General features: G+C 69.2%; 14 protein-coding genes and 4 pseudogenes. 9 read left to right on the forward strand and 9 right to left on the reverse strand.

Features of this window, described 5'->3' with window-relative positions:
• The first annotated feature begins 52 nt into the window (after nucleotides 1-52).
• Both ACFJGX_RS18760 and ACFJGX_RS18765 read left to right on the forward strand, forming a co-directional pair.
• Nucleotides 53-607 carry an NUDIX hydrolase gene (locus tag ACFJGX_RS18760; protein WP_291116575.1) on the forward strand — a complete coding sequence of 185 codons (555 nt, stop codon included), beginning with the start codon at nucleotides 53-55 and terminating at the stop codon, nucleotides 605-607.
• 8 nt (nucleotides 608-615) lie between these two features.
• A pseudogene (locus ACFJGX_RS18765) lies at nucleotides 616-1,795 on the forward strand (MFS transporter).
• Nucleotides 1,796-1,805: 10 nt separating this feature from the next.
• Here ACFJGX_RS18765 and ACFJGX_RS18770 read toward each other — a convergent pair.
• The 3 genes from ACFJGX_RS18770 to ACFJGX_RS18780 are packed head-to-tail and all read right to left on the reverse strand — an operon-like array spanning nucleotide 1,806 to nucleotide 3,127.
• Nucleotides 1,806-2,129 carry an ATPase with chaperone activity gene (locus ACFJGX_RS18770; protein ID WP_100054371.1) on the reverse strand — a complete coding sequence of 108 codons (324 nt, stop codon included), beginning with the start codon at nucleotides 2,127-2,129 and terminating at the stop codon, nucleotides 1,806-1,808.
• Between the two features lie 12 nt (nucleotides 2,130-2,141).
• Nucleotides 2,142-2,780: an AAA family ATPase gene (locus ACFJGX_RS18775; RefSeq protein WP_382324509.1), complete on the reverse strand. Its 639-nt coding sequence runs from the start codon at nucleotides 2,778-2,780 to the stop codon at nucleotides 2,142-2,144.
• The gene (locus ACFJGX_RS18780; RefSeq protein WP_382158332.1) at nucleotides 2,777-3,127 is read right to left on the reverse strand and encodes a hypothetical protein; all 351 of its coding nucleotides are present in this window, start codon (nucleotides 3,125-3,127) and stop codon (nucleotides 2,777-2,779) included. The genes ACFJGX_RS18775 and ACFJGX_RS18780 overlap by 4 nt, the downstream gene beginning before the upstream one ends.
• 88 nt (nucleotides 3,128-3,215) lie before the next feature.
• Between ACFJGX_RS18780 and ACFJGX_RS18785 the strand changes: the two genes are divergently transcribed.
• A complete protein-coding gene (locus tag ACFJGX_RS18785; protein ID WP_382324507.1) occupies nucleotides 3,216-3,905 on the forward strand; it encodes a DUF1294 domain-containing protein in 690 nt (229 codons plus the stop codon).
• Nucleotides 3,906-3,908: 3 nt separating this feature from the next.
• Here the strand turns inward: ACFJGX_RS18785 and ACFJGX_RS18790 are convergent.
• From ACFJGX_RS18790 to ACFJGX_RS18810, 5 genes and pseudogenes are all read right to left on the reverse strand, one after another.
• Nucleotides 3,909-6,252, reverse strand: a pseudogene (locus ACFJGX_RS18790) (YgiQ family radical SAM protein).
• A gap of 92 nt (nucleotides 6,253-6,344) precedes the next feature.
• Nucleotides 6,345-6,923, reverse strand: coding sequence for a GAF domain-containing protein (locus ACFJGX_RS18795; protein ID WP_382326781.1), 579 nt, complete (start codon nucleotides 6,921-6,923; stop codon nucleotides 6,345-6,347).
• 24 nt (nucleotides 6,924-6,947) lie between these two features.
• Nucleotides 6,948-7,400, reverse strand: a complete 453-nt coding sequence (locus ACFJGX_RS18800) for a MarR family winged helix-turn-helix transcriptional regulator (RefSeq protein WP_382158340.1) — start codon at nucleotides 7,398-7,400, stop codon at nucleotides 6,948-6,950.
• Nucleotides 7,390-7,587, reverse strand: a complete 198-nt coding sequence (locus tag ACFJGX_RS18805) for a hypothetical protein (RefSeq protein ID WP_382324501.1) — start codon at nucleotides 7,585-7,587, stop codon at nucleotides 7,390-7,392. The genes ACFJGX_RS18800 and ACFJGX_RS18805 overlap by 11 nt, the downstream gene beginning before the upstream one ends.
• Nucleotides 7,584-9,165: pseudogene (locus ACFJGX_RS18810) on the reverse strand (FAD-dependent monooxygenase). Before ACFJGX_RS18810 ends, ACFJGX_RS18805 begins: the two are co-directional and overlap by 4 nt.
• A 135-nt stretch (nucleotides 9,166-9,300) precedes the next feature.
• On the opposite strand from ACFJGX_RS18810, the gene ACFJGX_RS18815 reads away from it, so the two are divergent.
• The 5 genes from ACFJGX_RS18815 to ACFJGX_RS18835 all read left to right on the forward strand — a co-directional run bounded on the left by ACFJGX_RS18815 (nucleotide 9,301) and on the right by ACFJGX_RS18835 (nucleotide 14,128).
• A complete protein-coding gene (locus ACFJGX_RS18815; RefSeq protein ID WP_382326783.1) occupies nucleotides 9,301-10,215 on the forward strand; it encodes a crotonase/enoyl-CoA hydratase family protein in 915 nt (304 codons plus the stop codon).
• Between the two features lie 83 nt (nucleotides 10,216-10,298).
• Entirely contained in the window at nucleotides 10,299-10,898 is a 600-nt protein-coding gene (locus tag ACFJGX_RS18820; protein WP_382328743.1) for a polymer-forming cytoskeletal protein, read from the forward strand.
• Nucleotides 10,899-11,201: 303 nt separating this feature from the next.
• Complete coding sequence (locus tag ACFJGX_RS18825; RefSeq protein WP_382326785.1) at nucleotides 11,202-12,698, forward strand: ExeA family protein; 1,497 nt, start codon at nucleotides 11,202-11,204, stop codon at nucleotides 12,696-12,698.
• A gap of 13 nt (nucleotides 12,699-12,711) precedes the next feature.
• Nucleotides 12,712-13,494: a general secretion pathway protein GspB gene (locus ACFJGX_RS18830; RefSeq protein WP_382324491.1), complete on the forward strand. Its 783-nt coding sequence runs from the start codon at nucleotides 12,712-12,714 to the stop codon at nucleotides 13,492-13,494.
• 4 nt (nucleotides 13,495-13,498) lie between these two features.
• On the forward strand, nucleotides 13,499-14,128 hold the full coding sequence (locus ACFJGX_RS18835) for an ATP-binding cassette domain-containing protein (RefSeq protein ID WP_382324489.1): 630 nt from the start codon (nucleotides 13,499-13,501) through the stop codon (nucleotides 14,126-14,128).
• On the opposite strand, the gene ACFJGX_RS18840 is transcribed toward ACFJGX_RS18835, so the two are convergent.
• Nucleotides 14,125-15,288, reverse strand: coding sequence for an acyl-CoA dehydrogenase family protein (locus tag ACFJGX_RS18840; RefSeq protein WP_382324487.1), 1,164 nt, complete (start codon nucleotides 15,286-15,288; stop codon nucleotides 14,125-14,127). The genes ACFJGX_RS18835 and ACFJGX_RS18840 overlap by 4 nt on opposite strands.
• A gap of 98 nt (nucleotides 15,289-15,386) precedes the next feature.
• Between ACFJGX_RS18840 and ACFJGX_RS18845 the strand changes: the two are divergent.
• Nucleotides 15,387-16,593 (forward strand): annotated as a pseudogene (locus ACFJGX_RS18845) (acetyl-CoA C-acetyltransferase).
• Nucleotide 16,594 lies beyond the last annotated feature (1 nt).

Genomic DNA, 16,594 nt, shown 5'->3' on the forward strand with positions numbered 1-16,594 from the left:
CGGGCCCAGCCCGGCTTTTTTTCGCCCTGTGACGGCCCGCTAAACTGCGCTGATGCTGCGCACACCCCCCAAACACTGCCGCAACTGCGGCACCGCCGTCGACATGCGCCTGCCCGACGACGGCGATACCAAGATCCGCGCCGTCTGCCCCACCTGCCACACGGTGCATTACGAGAACCCGCTCAACGTCGTCGGCACCGTGCCGGTGTGGGGCGAGACGGGCGAGTACGTGCTGCTCTGCAAGCGCAACATCGAACCGCGCTGGGGCAAATGGACGCTGCCGGCCGGCTTCATGGAGCTCGGTGAAACCACCGCCGAAGGCGCGGCCCGCGAGACCGATGAAGAAGCCGGCGCGCAGTTCGAACTCGGCGACATCTTCACGCTGATGAACGTGGCGCGCGTGGGCCAGGTGCACATCTACTACCGCGCCCGGCTGCTCAGCGACCGCTTCGACCCCGGCCACGAAACCATCGAGGCACGGCTGTTCACCGAAGACCAGATTCCCTGGGACGAGATCGCCTTTCGCACCGTCAAGGAAACCCTGGAACACTACTTCGCCGATCGCCGGCAAGGCCGCTTCGGCTTCCACGCCTTCGACATCGCCTGAGCAGCGGCATGGGCTCGGCACGCGACTGGCCCCTGGTGCTGCGCCTGGGCACGGCGCAGACGCTGGCCTGGGCCTCCACCTACTACCTGCCGGCCCTGCTGGCCGCGCCGATGGCCCGGGGCCTGGGCGTGCCGGCGTCCCACGTCTGGGGCGCGGTCACGGCCGCGATGCTGCTGGCGGCGGCACTGGGCCCCTGGGCCGGCCGCGCCATCGACCGCTGGGGCGGTCGCCCGGTGCTCACGGGCACCAGCCTGCTCGCCGCCGCGGGCCTGGCGGTGCTGTCGCAAGCGCAGGGCACGGCAGGGCTGGTGCTGGGCTGGCTGCTGCTGGGCATCGTCATGGGCAGCGGCCTCTACGAAGCCGCCTTTGCCGCGCTGGTGCGGCTCAAGGGACATGACGCCCGCGCGTCCATCACCGGCATCACCCTGCTGGCCGGCTTCGCCAGCACCGTGGGTTTGCGCACTCAGCGGCTGGATGGAAACTGCCTGGGGCTGGCGCGGTGCCTGCCTGGGCTGGGCCGGCCTGCACCTGTTGCTCGGCCTGCCGCTGAACGCCAGCCTGCCCCGCGCCTCCCCCTTGCCCGAGCCAGCCCGCAACGCGGCGCCACCCTCCCCCGATGCGCCCGCACCGCAGGCACCGCCGCACCGCTGGACGGCCGGTGTGCTGGCCTATGTGTTCGCCGCCACCTGGTTCGTGAGCACGGCCATGGCGGCGCACCTGCCGGCCCTGCTGATGGCCGGGGGTGCCACCCTGGCCGGCGCGGTTGCCATCGGCGCCCTGGTCGGGCCCGCGCAGGTGGCGGGCCGGCTGCTGGAGTTCGGCCTGCTGCGGCGGCTGCACCCGGTGTTCGCCGCGCGCGCCGCGGCCCTGGGCCATCCCCTGGGGGTCGCCTGCTGGATGCTGCTGGGCCCGGTGGCCGGGCCGCTGTTCGCCATCCTGCACGGCGCGGGCAACGGCATCATGACCATCGCCAAGGGCACGCTGCCACTGGTGTACTTCGGCCCCGCGGGCTATGGCCGGCGGCAAGGCCTCATCATGCTGCCCTCGCGCCTGGCGCAGGCTTTTGCGCCGCTGGTGTTCGGCGCCTGCCTCGAGCGCTGGGGCGAAGGCGCGCTGTGGATCTCCAGCGCACTGGGCCTGAGCGCCTTCGCCTGCCTGGTGTGCCTGCGCGCCACCAAGTCGCGCTGAGTCGCGGCCGTCAGGCCACGGGCGCACCGCCCTCGGGTGCTCGCCAATCCAGCAGTTCGGCCAGGCGGTGCACCACCCACACCGACTCGGCCTCGCTCACCACCGTGGGCTCCACCCGCAAACCCTGCAGGCAGCGCGCGAGCACGTCGGCCTCGGTGATGCCGAGGCCGAATTCCATGTTGCGCGCGGTCTCGGTGAGCATCTGCGCCATGTCCTCGCACAGCTCATAGCGCGCGGCCAGCTCGTCGCGCGGCAGGCTGGGTTTCTGGCGCCCGGGCGCCACATACAGCGCCAGGAAGGACGGGGGAATTTCGATCTGCGATTCGTCGGACATGCCGCACTGTAATCAATGGGCGGCGGCCGGCGGGCCTTCGGGCACCTCGGCCAGCAGTTGCTCGGCCCAGGCCGGCCAGCGCACCGGGTTCTTCCACAGCGCGCGCCCGGCACGGCAGCGCGCCACCAGGCGCGGTGGCTGCACCACGCGGTTGCGCGGGCCGGAGGTGTCGTACAGCAAGGCCAGGTCGGCGAGCGCGACCGCCTTCGCCAGGTTCGCCAGCGTGCGCGGGTAACGCGCCAGGATGCGCTCGGGCGGCACGCTGTGGCCGCCCTCGCTTTCGCGCTGCTGCACGCGCGCGAGCAGTTGCCGCGGTTCGTCCACGCAGACCACCAGCAACACGACCGCGAAACCGGCCGCCTTCGCCGCCGCCAGCAGATCGAGCTTGGACGGGTGCGAGAAGACAGTTTCGCTCACGAAGGACTCACCCGCCGCCAGGCAGGCCGCGCGCTGCTGGTCGGCCCATTGCCGCGCCATCTGCGAACGCTTCAACGGGTGGCTGATGTGCTGCAGGTGCGCGGCCTCGTGCAGGTCGGCGTTGACGAACTCGGCCTCGGGCGGGATCAGCCCGGTGGCCAGCGCGGCCCGGTACAGCGTGGACTTGCCGGCACCGTTGGGGCCGGCGAGCAGGTAGAAAACCGGCTGGGTCACGCGGCGCGGCGAGCGGCCGGTGCCTTGCTGCGGTTGTCGAGCACGGTCTGGCGCACGGCCTGGGCCAGGCGGCCGCTGGATTCGGCGGCCAGGAAGCGGGCCTCGATCGCATCGACCGGATCGGCCGCCGCCTCGGCGTGGCGGGCGGCGGCGTCGTACCGGGCGATGGCTTCGCGGGCTTCCTGCACCGTCAGGCCCGTTTCTTCGGCGATGCGGCCCAGCGTGGCCCAGTATTCGATCTGGCCCGCCACCGAGCGGCGCTGGGGCTGCGCGGCCTCACGCGCCTGCCGGACCAGGCCGGCGGGCAACTTGACCGAGGAAAATGCGCTGCTGCTGGAAGACGACATGGAAATCTCCTGGATGGCGCATTTTGCGCCATTTCGGATACCATGGCAACCGAGCGGATTTTCCACCCGACACCTTTCACACGCGATCATGAAAAAACAGGGAACCGTGGTGCGCTGGGACAGCGAGAAGGCCTTCGGCTTCATCCGCTGCCCACAGATCCCCGCCGACGTCTTCTTTCACCTGCGCGATTACAGCGGCCCGTCCAAGCCGCGCGAAGGCATGCAGGTGATGTTCGACGACATCCACGTGGGCGGCAAAGGCCCGCGCGCGCTGTCGGTGGAGCCGGCCCGCAACGCCATCGTCACCGAGGCGCCCGCGCCGCCTCCGCCGCCGGCCGGCGCCGAGCTGCTGCCACCCCGCCAGCCGGCGGCCCGCTCGCGCTCGCAATGGCAGAAGCGGCGCGAGGAACGCCCCTTGTGGATCGGCCTGGGCCTGATCGCCTTCTGGCTGCTGCTGTGGCTGGTCGGCATCGGCATGGGGCGCTTCCCCTGGGTGATCCTGACCGCCGTGGTGCTGATCAACCTGGTCACGTTCTACATGTACTGGCGCGACAAGCACGCGGCCATCAACGAAGTCCAGCGCACGCCCGAAGACTGGCTGCACGGCCTGGCCGTGGCCGGCGGCTGGCCGGGCGCGTGGTTCGCCCAGCAGATCCTGCGCCACAAGACGAGCAAGCGGCCGTTCCGCCTGATCTACTGGGGCACGGTGGCGGTCAACATGCTGGCCCTGCTGGCCTGGATCCTGTGGCCGGCGTTCCTCGGCGCGCCGGCCGCCTGAGTTTCAGCGCGGCTTGCGCTTGCCCGCACCGGCCGGCGCGGAACCGGTGACACGCGGCGGCAGGCCGGTGTGCTGCGTGAGCAGGCGGCCCTTGCCCGGCTGGGCGCCCGGCACCTTGTTGCCCACCGGCGTGCTGTTCTTGCGGCGCGCGCTCTGGTAGCTGCCGTCCGTCATCGGCTGGAAGGTGGGGATGAGGTGGTGCTTGCCGTTGCCGATGAGGTCGGCGCGGCCCATGGTCTTGAGCGCTTCGCGCAGCAGCGGCCAGTTGTTCGGGTCGTGGTAGCGCAGGAAGGCCTTGTGCAACCGGCGGCGCTTGTCGCCGCGCACGATGTCCACGCGCTCGGCGCGGTCGTCGCGGTGGATGCCCTTGAGCGGGTTCAGGTTGGTGTGGTACATGGCCGTCGCGGTGCGCATGGGGCTGGGGTAGAAGGTCTGCACCTGGTCGGCGCGGAACCCGTTCTTCTTGAGCCAGATCGCGAGGTTCATCATGTCCTCGTCGCTGGTGCCCGGGTGGGCCGCGATGAAATACGGGATGAGGAACTGCTTCTTGCCCGCCTCTTCGCTGAACTTCTCGAACAGCTGCTTGAAGCGGTCGTAGCTGCCGATGCCGGGCTTCATCATCTTCGACAGCGGCCCGCCCTCGGTGTGCTCGGGCGCGATCTTGAGGTAACCCCCCACGTGGTGCTGCACCAGCTCCTTCACGTACTCGGGGCTCTTGACCGCAAGGTCGTAGCGCAGGCCCGAGCCGATCAGGATCTTCTTGATGCCGCGCAACTCGCGCGCGCGGCGGTAGATCTTGATCAGCGGGCCGTGGTCGGTGTGCAGGTTGGAGCAGATGCCGGGGTAGACGCAGCTGGGCTTGCGGCAGGCGGCCTCGATCTCGGGCGACTTGCAGCCCAGGCGGTACATGTTGGCCGTGGGGCCGCCGAGATCGGACACCACGCCGGTGAAGCCTTCCACCTTGTCGCGGATGTCCTCCACCTCCTTGATGATGGACTCCTCGGAACGGCTCTGGATGATGCGGCCCTCGTGCTCGGTGATCGAGCAGAAGGTGCAGCCGCCGAAAACAGCCGCGCATGATGTTCACGCTGAAGCGGATCATTTCCCAGGCCGGGATCTTGGTCGCGCCGTCGTGCCTGCCGTGTTCGTCGGCGTAGGCCGGGTGCGGGCTGCGCCCGTACGGCAGATCGAACACGTGATCCATCTCGGCCGTGGTCAGCGGGATCGGCGGCGGGTTGATCCACACGTCGCGCGCGGTCGTGCCTTCGCCGTGCGCCTGCACGAGCGCGCGCGCATTGCCGGGGTTGGTCTCGAGGTGCAGCACGCGGTTGGCGTGGGCGTAGAGCACGGCGTCGCTCTTGACCTGCTCGTAGCTGGGCAGGCGGATCACCGAGCGCTCGCGCGGAGGCACCTTGAGCCGGCCCTTGCCTTGCAGCGCGGGGTTGGGCACGAACTTCAGCGTCTGGATGGCCGGGTTGACCTCGGCCGGCGCCGCGGCGGCCTCGCCCTCTTCCTTGGCGCAGCTCTGCCCCTGGGCCTGGGCCTGTTCGCTGGTGGTCTGGTAGGGGTTGATGTGGCTTTCCACGCGCCCGGGCGTGTCGACCTCGCTCGAATCGATCTCGATCCAGCCCGCGGCCGTCGGGTCGCCGGGCCGGCGCACGAAGGCGGTGCCGCGCACGTCGGTGATCTGCTCGATCGGTTCGCGCGCCGCGATGCGGTGCGCCACCTCGACCAGCGCGCGCTCGGCGTTGCCGTACAGCAGCAGGTCGCACTTGCTGTCGACCACCACGCTGCGGCGCACCTTGTCGCTCCAGTAGTCGTAGTGGGCGATGCGGCGCAGGCTGCCTTCGATGCCGCCGAGCACGATGGGCACGTCCTTGAAGGCCTCGCGGCAGCGCTGGCTGTAGACGATGGCGGCACGATCGGGCCGCTTGCCGCCCACGTCGCCCGGCGTGTAGGCGTCGTCGCTGCGGATCTTGCGGTCCGCCGTGTAGCGGTTGATCATGGAATCCATGTTCCCGGCGGTCACGCCCCAGAACAGGTTGGGCTTGCCCAGGGCCTTGAAGGCCTCGGCGCTGGTCCAGTCGGGCTGGGCGATGATGCCCACGCGAAAGCCCTGCGCCTCCAGCACACGCCCCACCACGGCCATGCCGAAGCTGGGGTGGTCCACATAGGCGTCGCCCGTCACCAGGATGATGTCGCAGCTGTCCCAGCCCAGCTGCTCAATTTCGGCGCGGCTCATCGGCAGGAACGGCGCCACGCCGAACCGCTTGGCCCAGTAGGGGCGGTAGCTGGTGATCGGCTTGGCGGCGCGCGCGAAGAAGGAGACGTCGATGGGGGCGTTCATGGGGCTGGCACAGACCCGGAGCGCGGGCGGCTGGAAAACCCCTGATTTTACGTGCCCACCCCCTTTTCAGGGGCCTTCAACCCCATTCCCCTTCATTTGGGCCTGAGCTGCCATTCCGGCACCGACTCGGGCGCCTTGCGCACCACGCGCCGCTGATCGAGCTTCTGGGCCGCCAGCCGGGCCGTGAACTCCAGTTTCTTCAGGTCTTCCGTGTTGGGCTTGTCCTGGGGATGGAAGCTGAAGCAGCACAGCGTGCCGTAGATGTCGCCGTTCTCCAGCACGATGGGCGTGCTGATGTGCGTGCCGATGGGAAAAGGCACGCTCCTGAGCAATTCCGAGGCGAGCGGATGGGCGGAGGCGTCGGCGATGAACCTGGGCAGGCGGCCATCGACCACACGCTGGCACCAGGAGCGCTCCAGCGGCTCCGAGCCGCCTTCGCCGATCACGGGCGAGTCGGGCGCCTGGGACACATGGCGGAACACGCGCTGGCCATCGGTGAATTCGGAGACGAACACCACGTCCATCTTCATGCGTTCGCGCAGCAGGCGCAGCACGTCGGAGACGGCGTTGTCGATGAGTTCGTCGGAGCCGTCGGAGGTGCGCACCAGCAGTTCGGTGACCTGGACCAGAAGGTCGTCGGCCTTGTAGCCGAGATCGTTGAGCGGATTCATGCCGCTTTTATAAACCGCGTCAGGTCACTCGCTGGCGCAGTCCTTCCGGGAATGGGCAATCAGTCGGTCAAAAAATGTTTCCAACTGTCGCTGCTCGTGCGCGGACAAGCAACCAAAGATGTCGGCATTGCGTTGCGCGATCAGGCGCATCACCTTCTTCCACAGGGCCCGCCCGCTGCGCGTGGGCACCAGCACCACACCGCGCGCGTCCGCGTCGCTGGTGGACTTGAGCACCAGTTCGCGGTCCACCAGCATCTGCGCCGCCCGGCTGGCCTGGGCCTTGTTCAGGTTGGCGCGCGCCGCGAGGTCGTTCACCGACAACGGCGCGAATTCACCGATGGCGGCCAGGCAGCGCGCCTCGCTCACACCCAGGCCCATCGCCGCGTAGGCCTCGCTGCTGTGGCGGTCGGTGATCTTGTTGAGCTTGTGCAGGCGGTAGGTGAGGAAGTCCTGCAGCGAGGTGGTTTCAGCGCCCATGGTCCGTCCCCTCCCCGCTTTGCGCCAACGCGTTCGCGATCAGCGGCAACACCTGCTCGGCGCGCTCGAATCGGCTCATGAGCGAGAGGCTGAGCATGGCGAGGAACAGCGGCGCGCGCGCCTCGCCGACTTGCGAGAGCGCCTCGCAGACGGCGCTGTAACTCTGGTCGAGATCGGTATCGGTCATGCGAACACTCCGGTGTCTTTCAGGGCGGCGCGCAGGGGCGCGGGGTCCAGGCCGTGCCAGCGGCCCATCACATAGCCGTCGGGCCGCACGAGCACCAGCGCGGGTTCATCCGGACGGCGCAGGCCGTAGCGCCGCCAGGCCTGGCCGAGGGTGTCGATGTCGGGTGGTATCTCCAGCACCGTGACACCGGCGTCGCTCAGGCCAGGGCCCGCGCCCCCGAAAGCCAGGCACACGAAACCCTGGCCGAACCGTCCACTCAGATGCCAGGGTGCGGCCCCCTGGCCCTGCAGCAGGGCTTCGGGGGCGGGCGCGCCGGGCCGCGCGCGGTCGTCCGCCCATTCGCCGGCCTGCGCCGCGTTCAGCGGCGAGCCCACGTAGGTGATGGGAGAGGACTGGCGCGGGTTGATCAGCGAGCGCACCTGCTCGTCGCTCACCGCCAGGCGCAGCGTGGCCTCGCGCATGAGCTGGTAGGCGAAGTTCGGCGGTGCCATGAACTCGGTGCTCTTGGCGCCGTAGGCGATGTTCTCGCGCGTGGCGTGCACGCGCTCGGTGGAGTAGGAGTCGAGCAAGGCGTCGGGCGATTCGCCGCGCAGCACGCGGGCCAGCTTCCAGGCCAGGTTGGCCGCATCGTCCAGGCCTGAATTGAGTCCTCGCACACCGAAGATGGGCACCAGGTGCGCGGCATCGCCGGCGAAGAACACACGGCCCTGGCGGTAGCTCGGCAGCGTCAGGCACTTGGCGTTGTAGATCGAGATCCACAACGGTTCCCAGGGCTCGTTCTCGCCGATCATGGCCAGGTGGCTGCGCACACGCGGCAACACGTTCTCGGGCTTGACCGCCTCCACCGGGTCTTCGTCGTCGCGGATCTGGTAGTCGATGCGCCAGACGTCGTCGGGCTGGCGGTGCATGAGGATGGTGGAGCCGGGGTTGGACGGCGGATCGAACCAGGCCAGGCGCTCCACCGGGCGCTGCGTCTTCTGCACCACGTCGACGATCACGTACTTGCCGTCGTACTGCGTGCCTTCGAGCTGCAGGCCGAGCTGCTCGCGCACCGTGCTGCGGCCGCCGTCGCAGGCGACGACAAAGCCGGCCTGCACCGTCTGCCGCCCCTGCGGCGTGTCCACCTCCACCTGCACGCCATCGGTCTGCGGGCGCACCGCCACCACGCGGCTGGCCCAGAGCACGCGCGATGCCTCGCCTTGTGCCTGGGCGGCCTGGTGGGCGAACGCTTCCACATGGAACTGCTGGATGTTGACCATGGGCGCGAAGCGCTGGCTGGGTTCGGCGGGCATCTCGAAGTGCAGCACCTCGGTGTCGCGCCAGTGGCTGCGGCCGCCCGTCCAGCTCAGGCCCTTGCGCAACCAGCGGCGCATCGGCACCCACCCAGCCCAGGATTTCCTGCGACCGCCGCGAGATGCAGATGGCGCGGCTGCCGGTGCAGTAGCCCTCGTCGGCTTCGATCACGAGGTGGGCGATGCCCTCTCGCGCGAGCAGGGCCGAAAGGGTCAGGCCCACGGGACCGCCGCCAGCGATCAGCACGGGAATGGAAGAAGGCAATTCTGGGTTCATGGCGTTCATATGGTTGCGTGCGCAACTTTATCCATTTTCGGTTGCGTGCGCAACCATATGAAATCGATACCACTGTCTCCGAGGCAACTGCGGCAGGCCCGGGTGCTGCCTATCATGGGGAAAACAACCCCAGGAGACATGACCATGCCCAGCTTCAACACCCTGCGCATCGAGAAGGATGCGAACCAGCCGCGCGTCGCGCGCCTGCTGCTCAACCGCCCCGAGCGCCTCAACGCCATCAACGACGAAACGCCGCGCGAGATCCGCGCGGCGGTGGAATGGGCCAATGCCGACGACGAGGTGCACGTGATCGTGGTCGAAGGTGCCGGCAAGGGCTTCTGCGGCGGCTACGACCTCTCGATGTTCGGCGAGGGCGAAATCGACCACCCCTGCCAGCAGGAACGCCACCCCTGGGACCCGATGGACGACTACGCCTTCATGAAGCGCAACACCGAAGACTTCATGGCGCTGTGGCGCAGCCCCAAGCCCACCATCGCCAAGGTGCACGGCGCGGCGGTGGCCGGCGGCAGCGACATCGCGCTGTGCTGCGACCTGCTGCTGATGGCCGATGATGCGCGCATCGGCTACATGCCCACGCGCGTCTGGGGTTGTCCCACCACCGCGATGTGGACCTACCGCCTCGGCGCCGCGCGCGCCAAGCAGATGATGTTCACCGGCAACGTGATCGACGGCCGCACCGCCGCGGCCTGGGGCCTGGCCAACGAGGCCGTGCCGGCCGACCAGCTGGAGGCCACCACCATGCAACTGGCCGAGCGCATCGCGGGCGTGCCGCGCTCGCACCTGGCCATGCACAAGATGGTGGTGAACCAGGTCATGCTCACCATGGGCCTGGAACAGACGCAGCAGATGCGCACGCTGTTCGACGGCATCACGCGCCACAACCCCGAGGGCCTGTGGTTCCGCCGTCATGCGCAGGAAGCGGGCTTCAAGGACGCGGTGCAATGGCGCGACAGCGGCCGGCCGATTCCCGAAGGCGACGAAGCGCGCGCCTTGATCCGCGAGATGGAAAACCGCAAGAGGTCATCCCCGAAAAAATGAAACCGCATGTACGGTTCATCTCGTTACCCCTCTTACGGGACGGCCGAGAATGTAATCGGCCTGCCGCTTAGCATGACCGCTTCATTTACAGAAGGAGCTGGCATGGCACTGCATTTTGGCAAACGAGACGATCAACCCAAGACCCTGAACACCGGCATGGCCAACGCAACGTTACGGCCAGCCCGCGAGCAGCAGCACCAGCGCCTCGCAGGCCCAGCCGCAGACCCCGGCCCCCTCCACCCCCGACCTGGACCTGGCGCACCCCCGCCGCCACGAGCAGCGCCAGCGCCTCGTCGTCCACCCCCGAAGGCGGCAGCAAGCTCACCGTCGGCCCGAACATCAAGCTCAAGGGCGTGGAGATCACCGACTGCGACACGCTCGTGGTGGAAGGCCTGGTCGAGGCGACCATGGATTCGCGCGTGATCCAGATCGCGGAACAGGGCGAATTCAAGGGCTCGGCCGAGATCGACATCGCCGAAATCCGCGGCGTGTTCGATGGCAACCTCACGGTGCGCCAGAAGCTGGTGATCTACGCCACGGGCAAGGTCACCGGCAAGATCCGCTACGGCAAGGTCGTGATCGAGGAAGGCGGCCAGCTCTCCGGCGACATCGAATGCTCGTCCTCGGCCAGCGCGAAGTACCCGGCCTCGTCGTCGCAGCGCTCCATGGCCCTGGCGGCCTGACCGTCCGCTAGCACCGCGGCACACGCCCGGCCCGGCTCGGCCGGGCGTCGTTGCCCGCCCTCGGCGGCCCCGTTATGCTCGGGGCCATGTACGCCGAATTCTTCGGGTTGAAGCAGGACCCCTTCTCCATCGCGCCCGACCCGCGCTACCTCTTCATGAGCGAGCGCCATCGGGAGGCCCTGGCGCACCTGCTCTATGGCATCCGCGGCGGCGGCGGCTTCGTGCTGCTCAGCGGCGAGATCGGTGCCGGCAAGACCACCATTCTGCCGCTGCTTCCTGGAGCAGATCCCCGAGCAGTGCCGGGTGGCGTACATCTTCAACCCCAAGCTCACGGTCGGCGACCTGCTCAAGACGATCTGCCGCGAGTTCCACATCGAGGTCCAGCACGAAGGCATCGGCCCGGCCACGATCAAGGACTACCTGGACCCGCTCAACGAGTACCTGTTGCAAAGCCACGCCAAGGGCGAGCGCAACGTGCTCATCATCGACGAAGCGCAGAACCTCACGCCCCACGTGCTGGAGCAGCTTCGCCTGCTGACCAACCTGGAAACCAGCGAGCGCAAGCTGCTGCAGGTCATCCTGATCGGCCAGCCCGAGCTGCGCGAGGTGCTCGCGCGGCCCGAGCTGGAACAGCTGGCGCAGCGCGTGATCGCGCGCTTTCACCTGGGCACGCTCAACGAAGCCGAAACCCGCCAATACATCCAGCACCGCATGCAGGTGGCCGGTCTGCGCGGGCCACTGCCCTTCTCCAACCAGGCGATCCAGCGCATCCACGAGATCACGCGGGGCGTGCCCCGGCGCGTGAACCTGCTGTGCGACCGTGCCCTGCTCGGCGCCTACGCCACCCACCAGGCCCGTGTGGAGCGCGCCGTGGTCGAAAAGGCGGCGAGCGAAGTGTTCGAGACCGATGCGCCCATGCCCAAGCTCCGCCGTGGGCAGGCCGCCGCGCCGCTGGCCGCCTGGGCTTCGCCGCTGGGCACTCTGGGCATCGGCCTGGTGGTGGGCGCGCTGGTGACCGGCGCGCTGTTCTGGTTCTGGAGCCACAGTGCGCCCAGAACGGCCGCGGCGACACCGGCCCCCGCCGCCCCTCTGCCCGCCCCCGCCGCGGTGGCCGCCCCACCCGCGCCAACGCCCGGCGCAGCAGCCCCGGCCGACACGCCCGCACCGGCGCCTGTCGCGGCGCCCCGCCCCGACCCCTTGCCCGGCCCACCCGAGGCGTCGGCCCTGCTCAAGAACGAAACCGAGGCCTGGCGCGAACTGGGCCCGCTCTGGGGACAGCCACTGGCCTCGGGCGAGCCCTGCACCGCCGCACAACAAGCCCAGTTGCAGTGCTACCGCACCGACCGCATGACCCTCAACGGCCTGCGCCAGCTCGACCGGCCCGGCATCATCACCCTGCGCCAGGCAGGCCAAGGGTCGGGCCTGGCGCTGGTGACCGCGCTCACCAACGACACCGCCACGCTGCAGGCGGGCGACCAGCGCTGGCGCATGCCGCTCAGCGCCCTGGCCGAGAGCTGGCGCGGCGACTTCGCCACCCTGTGGCGCACGCCGCCGGGCCAGACCACCCGCCTGGTGGACGGCCGCACCGGCCCGGCCGCTGACTGGCTGGGTGAGCGCATCGCCGGCCTGCAGACGGCGGGCAAGGTGCCGCCTTCGGCCCACCAGCTCTCCGCCCGCATCCAGGCCTTCCAGCGCGCCAACGGCATCGACGCCGCCGGGCTGGCCGGCCCCATCACCTTCATGCAGGTCAACCTGGCCAGCGGCGTGGACGAGCCCCGGCTCTCGCGCCCCGGCTCCTGAGGGCCATTCCACGATGTCCTACATCCTCGATGCCCTTCAACGCGCCGAAGCGGAGCGCGAGCGCGGCCACGTGCCCGGCCTCAACAGCCAGATCGTGCCGCCCCCCAGCCGCAAGGCCAGACCCGTGCGCCGTCGCGGCGTCTCCCGCGCCGCCGTGGCGGGGGCGGTGCTGGCCGCGCTGCTGATCGCCGCCGGCCTGTGGTGGTGGCTGGGTCAGGCCGACGAAACGCCGGTCGCCGCACCAGCGCCGGCATCCGCCGTGCCACCGCCACCCGCCACGCCCCCGGTGGCCGCCGTGACCCCAGTCCCTGCGGCCCCCAGCCCCGCCATGCCCGCGCCCGAACCGGTGCAGCCCATCCTGGCGCCGCCCCGCGTGGAACCCGCACCCAAGCGGCCCCAGGCCAGCAACCCGCCGGCGCCCGCGCCGGCCGCCACCCCTGCCGCGTCATCACCGGCCAACGCGCCGCCTGTGGCGGCCACGCCAGCCCCCGCCGCGACGGCCAAGGCGCCCGCCGTGGCACCGCCTGCGGCCCCGGCCGCCGCCAGCCCCCCGGAGGCCAACGCCGCACCCGTGCGCAGCTTTGCCGAGCTCTCGCCCGAAGCCCGCGCGCAGTTGCCGGCCGTCAACGTGAGCGGCTCGACCTACTCCAAGAACCCGGCCCTGCGCATGCTGATCGTCAACGGCAAGGTGCTGCAGGAGGGCCAGGAAATCTCGCCCGGCTTCAAGCTGGAGACCATCGGCCAGCGCAGCGCGGTGCTCAACCACAACGGCTTGCGTTACTCCATCGGCTACTGACGACATGAACGCCGACCCGGAAGAACCCGTCCTGCAGGTCAAGGGCCTGCGCTTCGGCTGGGCCGAGCCGCCCCTGTTCGATCGGCTGTCGTTCGACATCCCGCCCGGCGTCAGCCTGGTGCGTGGCGACGACGGCAGCGGCAAGAGCACCCTGCTGCGGCTGCTGGCAGGTGCCCAGAACGCCGATGCCGGCTCGCTGGTGATCCACGGCATCCACCTCGATGAGCACCACGATGCTTACCGCCACCAGGTGTTCTGGATCGACCCGCAGACCGAGGCGCACGACGCACTGGCGGCCAAGGGCTACCTGGACAGCCTGAGCCACCACTACCCGAACTTCGACGCCGATTCCATGGCCGAACTGGTGCAGGGCTTCGGGCTGGGGCCGCACCTGGCCAAGCCGATGTACATGCTCTCCACCGGCAGCCGGCGCAAGGTCTGGCTCACTGCGGCGTTCGCGTCGGGCACACCGCTCACGCTGATCGACCAGCCCTTCGCCGCGCTCGACGCGCCCTCGATCCGCTTCCTGCGCGAGTTGCTGCAGGACGCCGCCGACCACCCCAGCCGGGCCTGGCTGCTGGCGGACCACGAGGCGCCCGAAGGCATCGCTCTGAAGAAGACGGTCTCGCTCTAGCGCCCGCCCAGCCCCATCCCGCGCGAGATCACCTCTTTCATGATCTCGTTCGTGCCGCCGTAGATGCGCTGCACGCGCGCGTCGGCGTAGGCACGGGTGATGGGGTACTCCCACATGTAGCCGTAGCCGCCGTGCAGCTGCAGGCACTCGTCCATCACCTTGCACTGCAGGTCGGAGCACCAGTACTTGGCGATGCTCGCGGTGGCGGTGTCGAGCTTGCCGTCCACGATGAGCTCGCAGCACTTGTCGACGAACACGCGCGCCACCTGCACCTCGGTCTGCAACTCGGCCAGGGTGTAGCGCGTGTTCTGGTACTGGGCCACGGCCTGGCCGAAGACCTTGCGGTCCTTGGTGTACTGCACCGTCCAGTCGATCGCGGCCTGCGCCGACGCCACCGCGCCGATGGCGATCTGCAGCCGCTCCCAGGGCAGTTGCTCCATGAGGCAGATGAAGCCCCGGCCTTCCATGGCCGGGCCACCCAGCAGGTTCTCGGCCGGCACCTTCACGTTGTCGAAGAACAGCTCGGAGGTGTCCTGCGCCTTCATGCCCAGCTTCTTCAGGCGCTTGCCTTTTTCGAAACCCGGCATGCCGCGCTCGACCAGCAGCAGGCTGGTGCCCTTGGCGCCCGCGCTCGGGTCGGTCTTGGCGACCACGATCACGAGGTCGGCGTGCCAGCCGTTGGTGATGAAGGTCTTGCTGCCGTTGAGCAGGTAGCTGCCGTCAGGCTGCTTGATGGCGGTGCTCTTGACCCCCTGCAGGTCGCTGCCGGCGGCGGGCTCGCTCATCGCGATCGCGCCGACCATCTCGCCCGTGGCGAGCCGGGGCAGGTATTTTTTCTTCTGTTCCTCGGTGCCGTAGTGCAGGATGTACGGCGCCACGATCTCGCTGTGCAGGCCGAAGCCGATCCCGCTGAAGCCGCTGCGCGCGATCTCCTCCATCTGCACCACCGAATAGAGCTTGTCGGCTTCCGAGCCACCATAGGCCTCGGGCAAGGTCATGCAGAGAAAACCGTTCTCGCCGGCCTTGCTCCAGACCGCGCGGTCCACGTAGCCCTGCTCCTCCCAGGCCTCGTGGTGTGGCGCGACCTCTTTCTCCACGAACTTGCGGAAACTGTCGCGAAAGGCCTCGTGGTCGGCGTTGAACAGGGTGCGTTCGATCATGGTGTCACCTATCAGACTGCGGCGAAGAATTACAGAAAGCAAATGCTTGGCAAAAGTCTATACTGATTCGCGGCATCCGCCTTCCCCCAGGAGACACCATGAGCGAAGCATTCGTATTCGATGCCGTGCGCACGCCGCGCGGCAAGGGCAAGAAAGACGGCAGCCTGCACGAGGTCAAGCCGATCGACCTGCTGGCCGGCGTGCTCACCCAGCTGCAGCAACGCAATGGCTTCGACACCGGCGCGGTGGACGACGTGGTCATGGGCGTGGTCTCGCCCATCGGCGAGCAGGGTTCGGTGATCGCCAAGGTGGCCGCGCTCAAGGCCGGCTGGGACTGGCGCTGCTCGGGCGTGCAGCTCAACCGCTTCTGCGCTTCCGGCCTCGAGGCGGTGAACATGGCGGCGATGAAGGTGCGCAGCGGCTGGGAAGACCTGGTGGTGGCCGGCGGCGTGGAGAGCATGAGCCGCGTGCCCATCGGCTCCGACGGCGGCGCCTGGGCGCAAGACCCGCAGACCAACAGCGACACCCTGTTCGTGCCGCAGGGCGTTGGTGCCGACCTGATCGCCACGCTCGAAGGTTTCACGCGCGAGGACGTGGACGCCTTCGCCCTCGAATCGCAGAAGCGCGCGGCGGCGGCGCGCGCAGCCGGGTACTTCAAAGGCTCGGTGGTGCCCGTCACCGACTTCCTGGGCCAGACCATCCTGGACGAGGACGAGTTCATCAAGCCGCAGACCACGATGGACGGCCTGGCCTCGCTCAAGCCCGCGTTCGAACACCTCGGCGGCATGGGCTTCGACGCCGTGGCGCTGCAGCGCTACCCGCAGGTCGAGCGCATCCACCACGTGCATCACGCGGGCAACTCCTCGGGCATCGTCGACGGCGCGACCGCCGTGCTGATCGGCAGCGACAGCGCGGGCAAGGCGCACGGCCTCACGCCGCGCGCGCGCATCGTCTCGGTGGCGCTCTCGGGCGCCGACCCCACCATCATGCTGACCGGCCCCATGCCGGCGGCGCGCAAAGCCCTGGCGAAAGCCGGCCTGACCATCGAGCAGATCGACCTGTTCGAGGTCAACGAGGCCTTCGCGGCCGTGCCCATGAAGTTCATGAAGGAGATGGGCGTGCCCCACGAGAAGGTGAACGTGAACGGTGGCGCCATTGCCATGGGCCACCCGCTGGGCGCCACCGGCGCCATGATCCTGGGCACGCTGATCGACGAATTGCACCGCCGCCAGTTGCGCTACGGCCTGCGCAACGCTGTGCGTGGGCGGCGGCATGGGCATCGCCACGATCGTCGAAAGGATCTGAG

It is taken from the genome of Hydrogenophaga sp. UC242_50 (genome assembly GCF_042697355.1).
In the GTDB taxonomy this organism is placed as follows: Bacteria; Pseudomonadota; Gammaproteobacteria; order Burkholderiales; family Burkholderiaceae_C; genus Hydrogenophaga.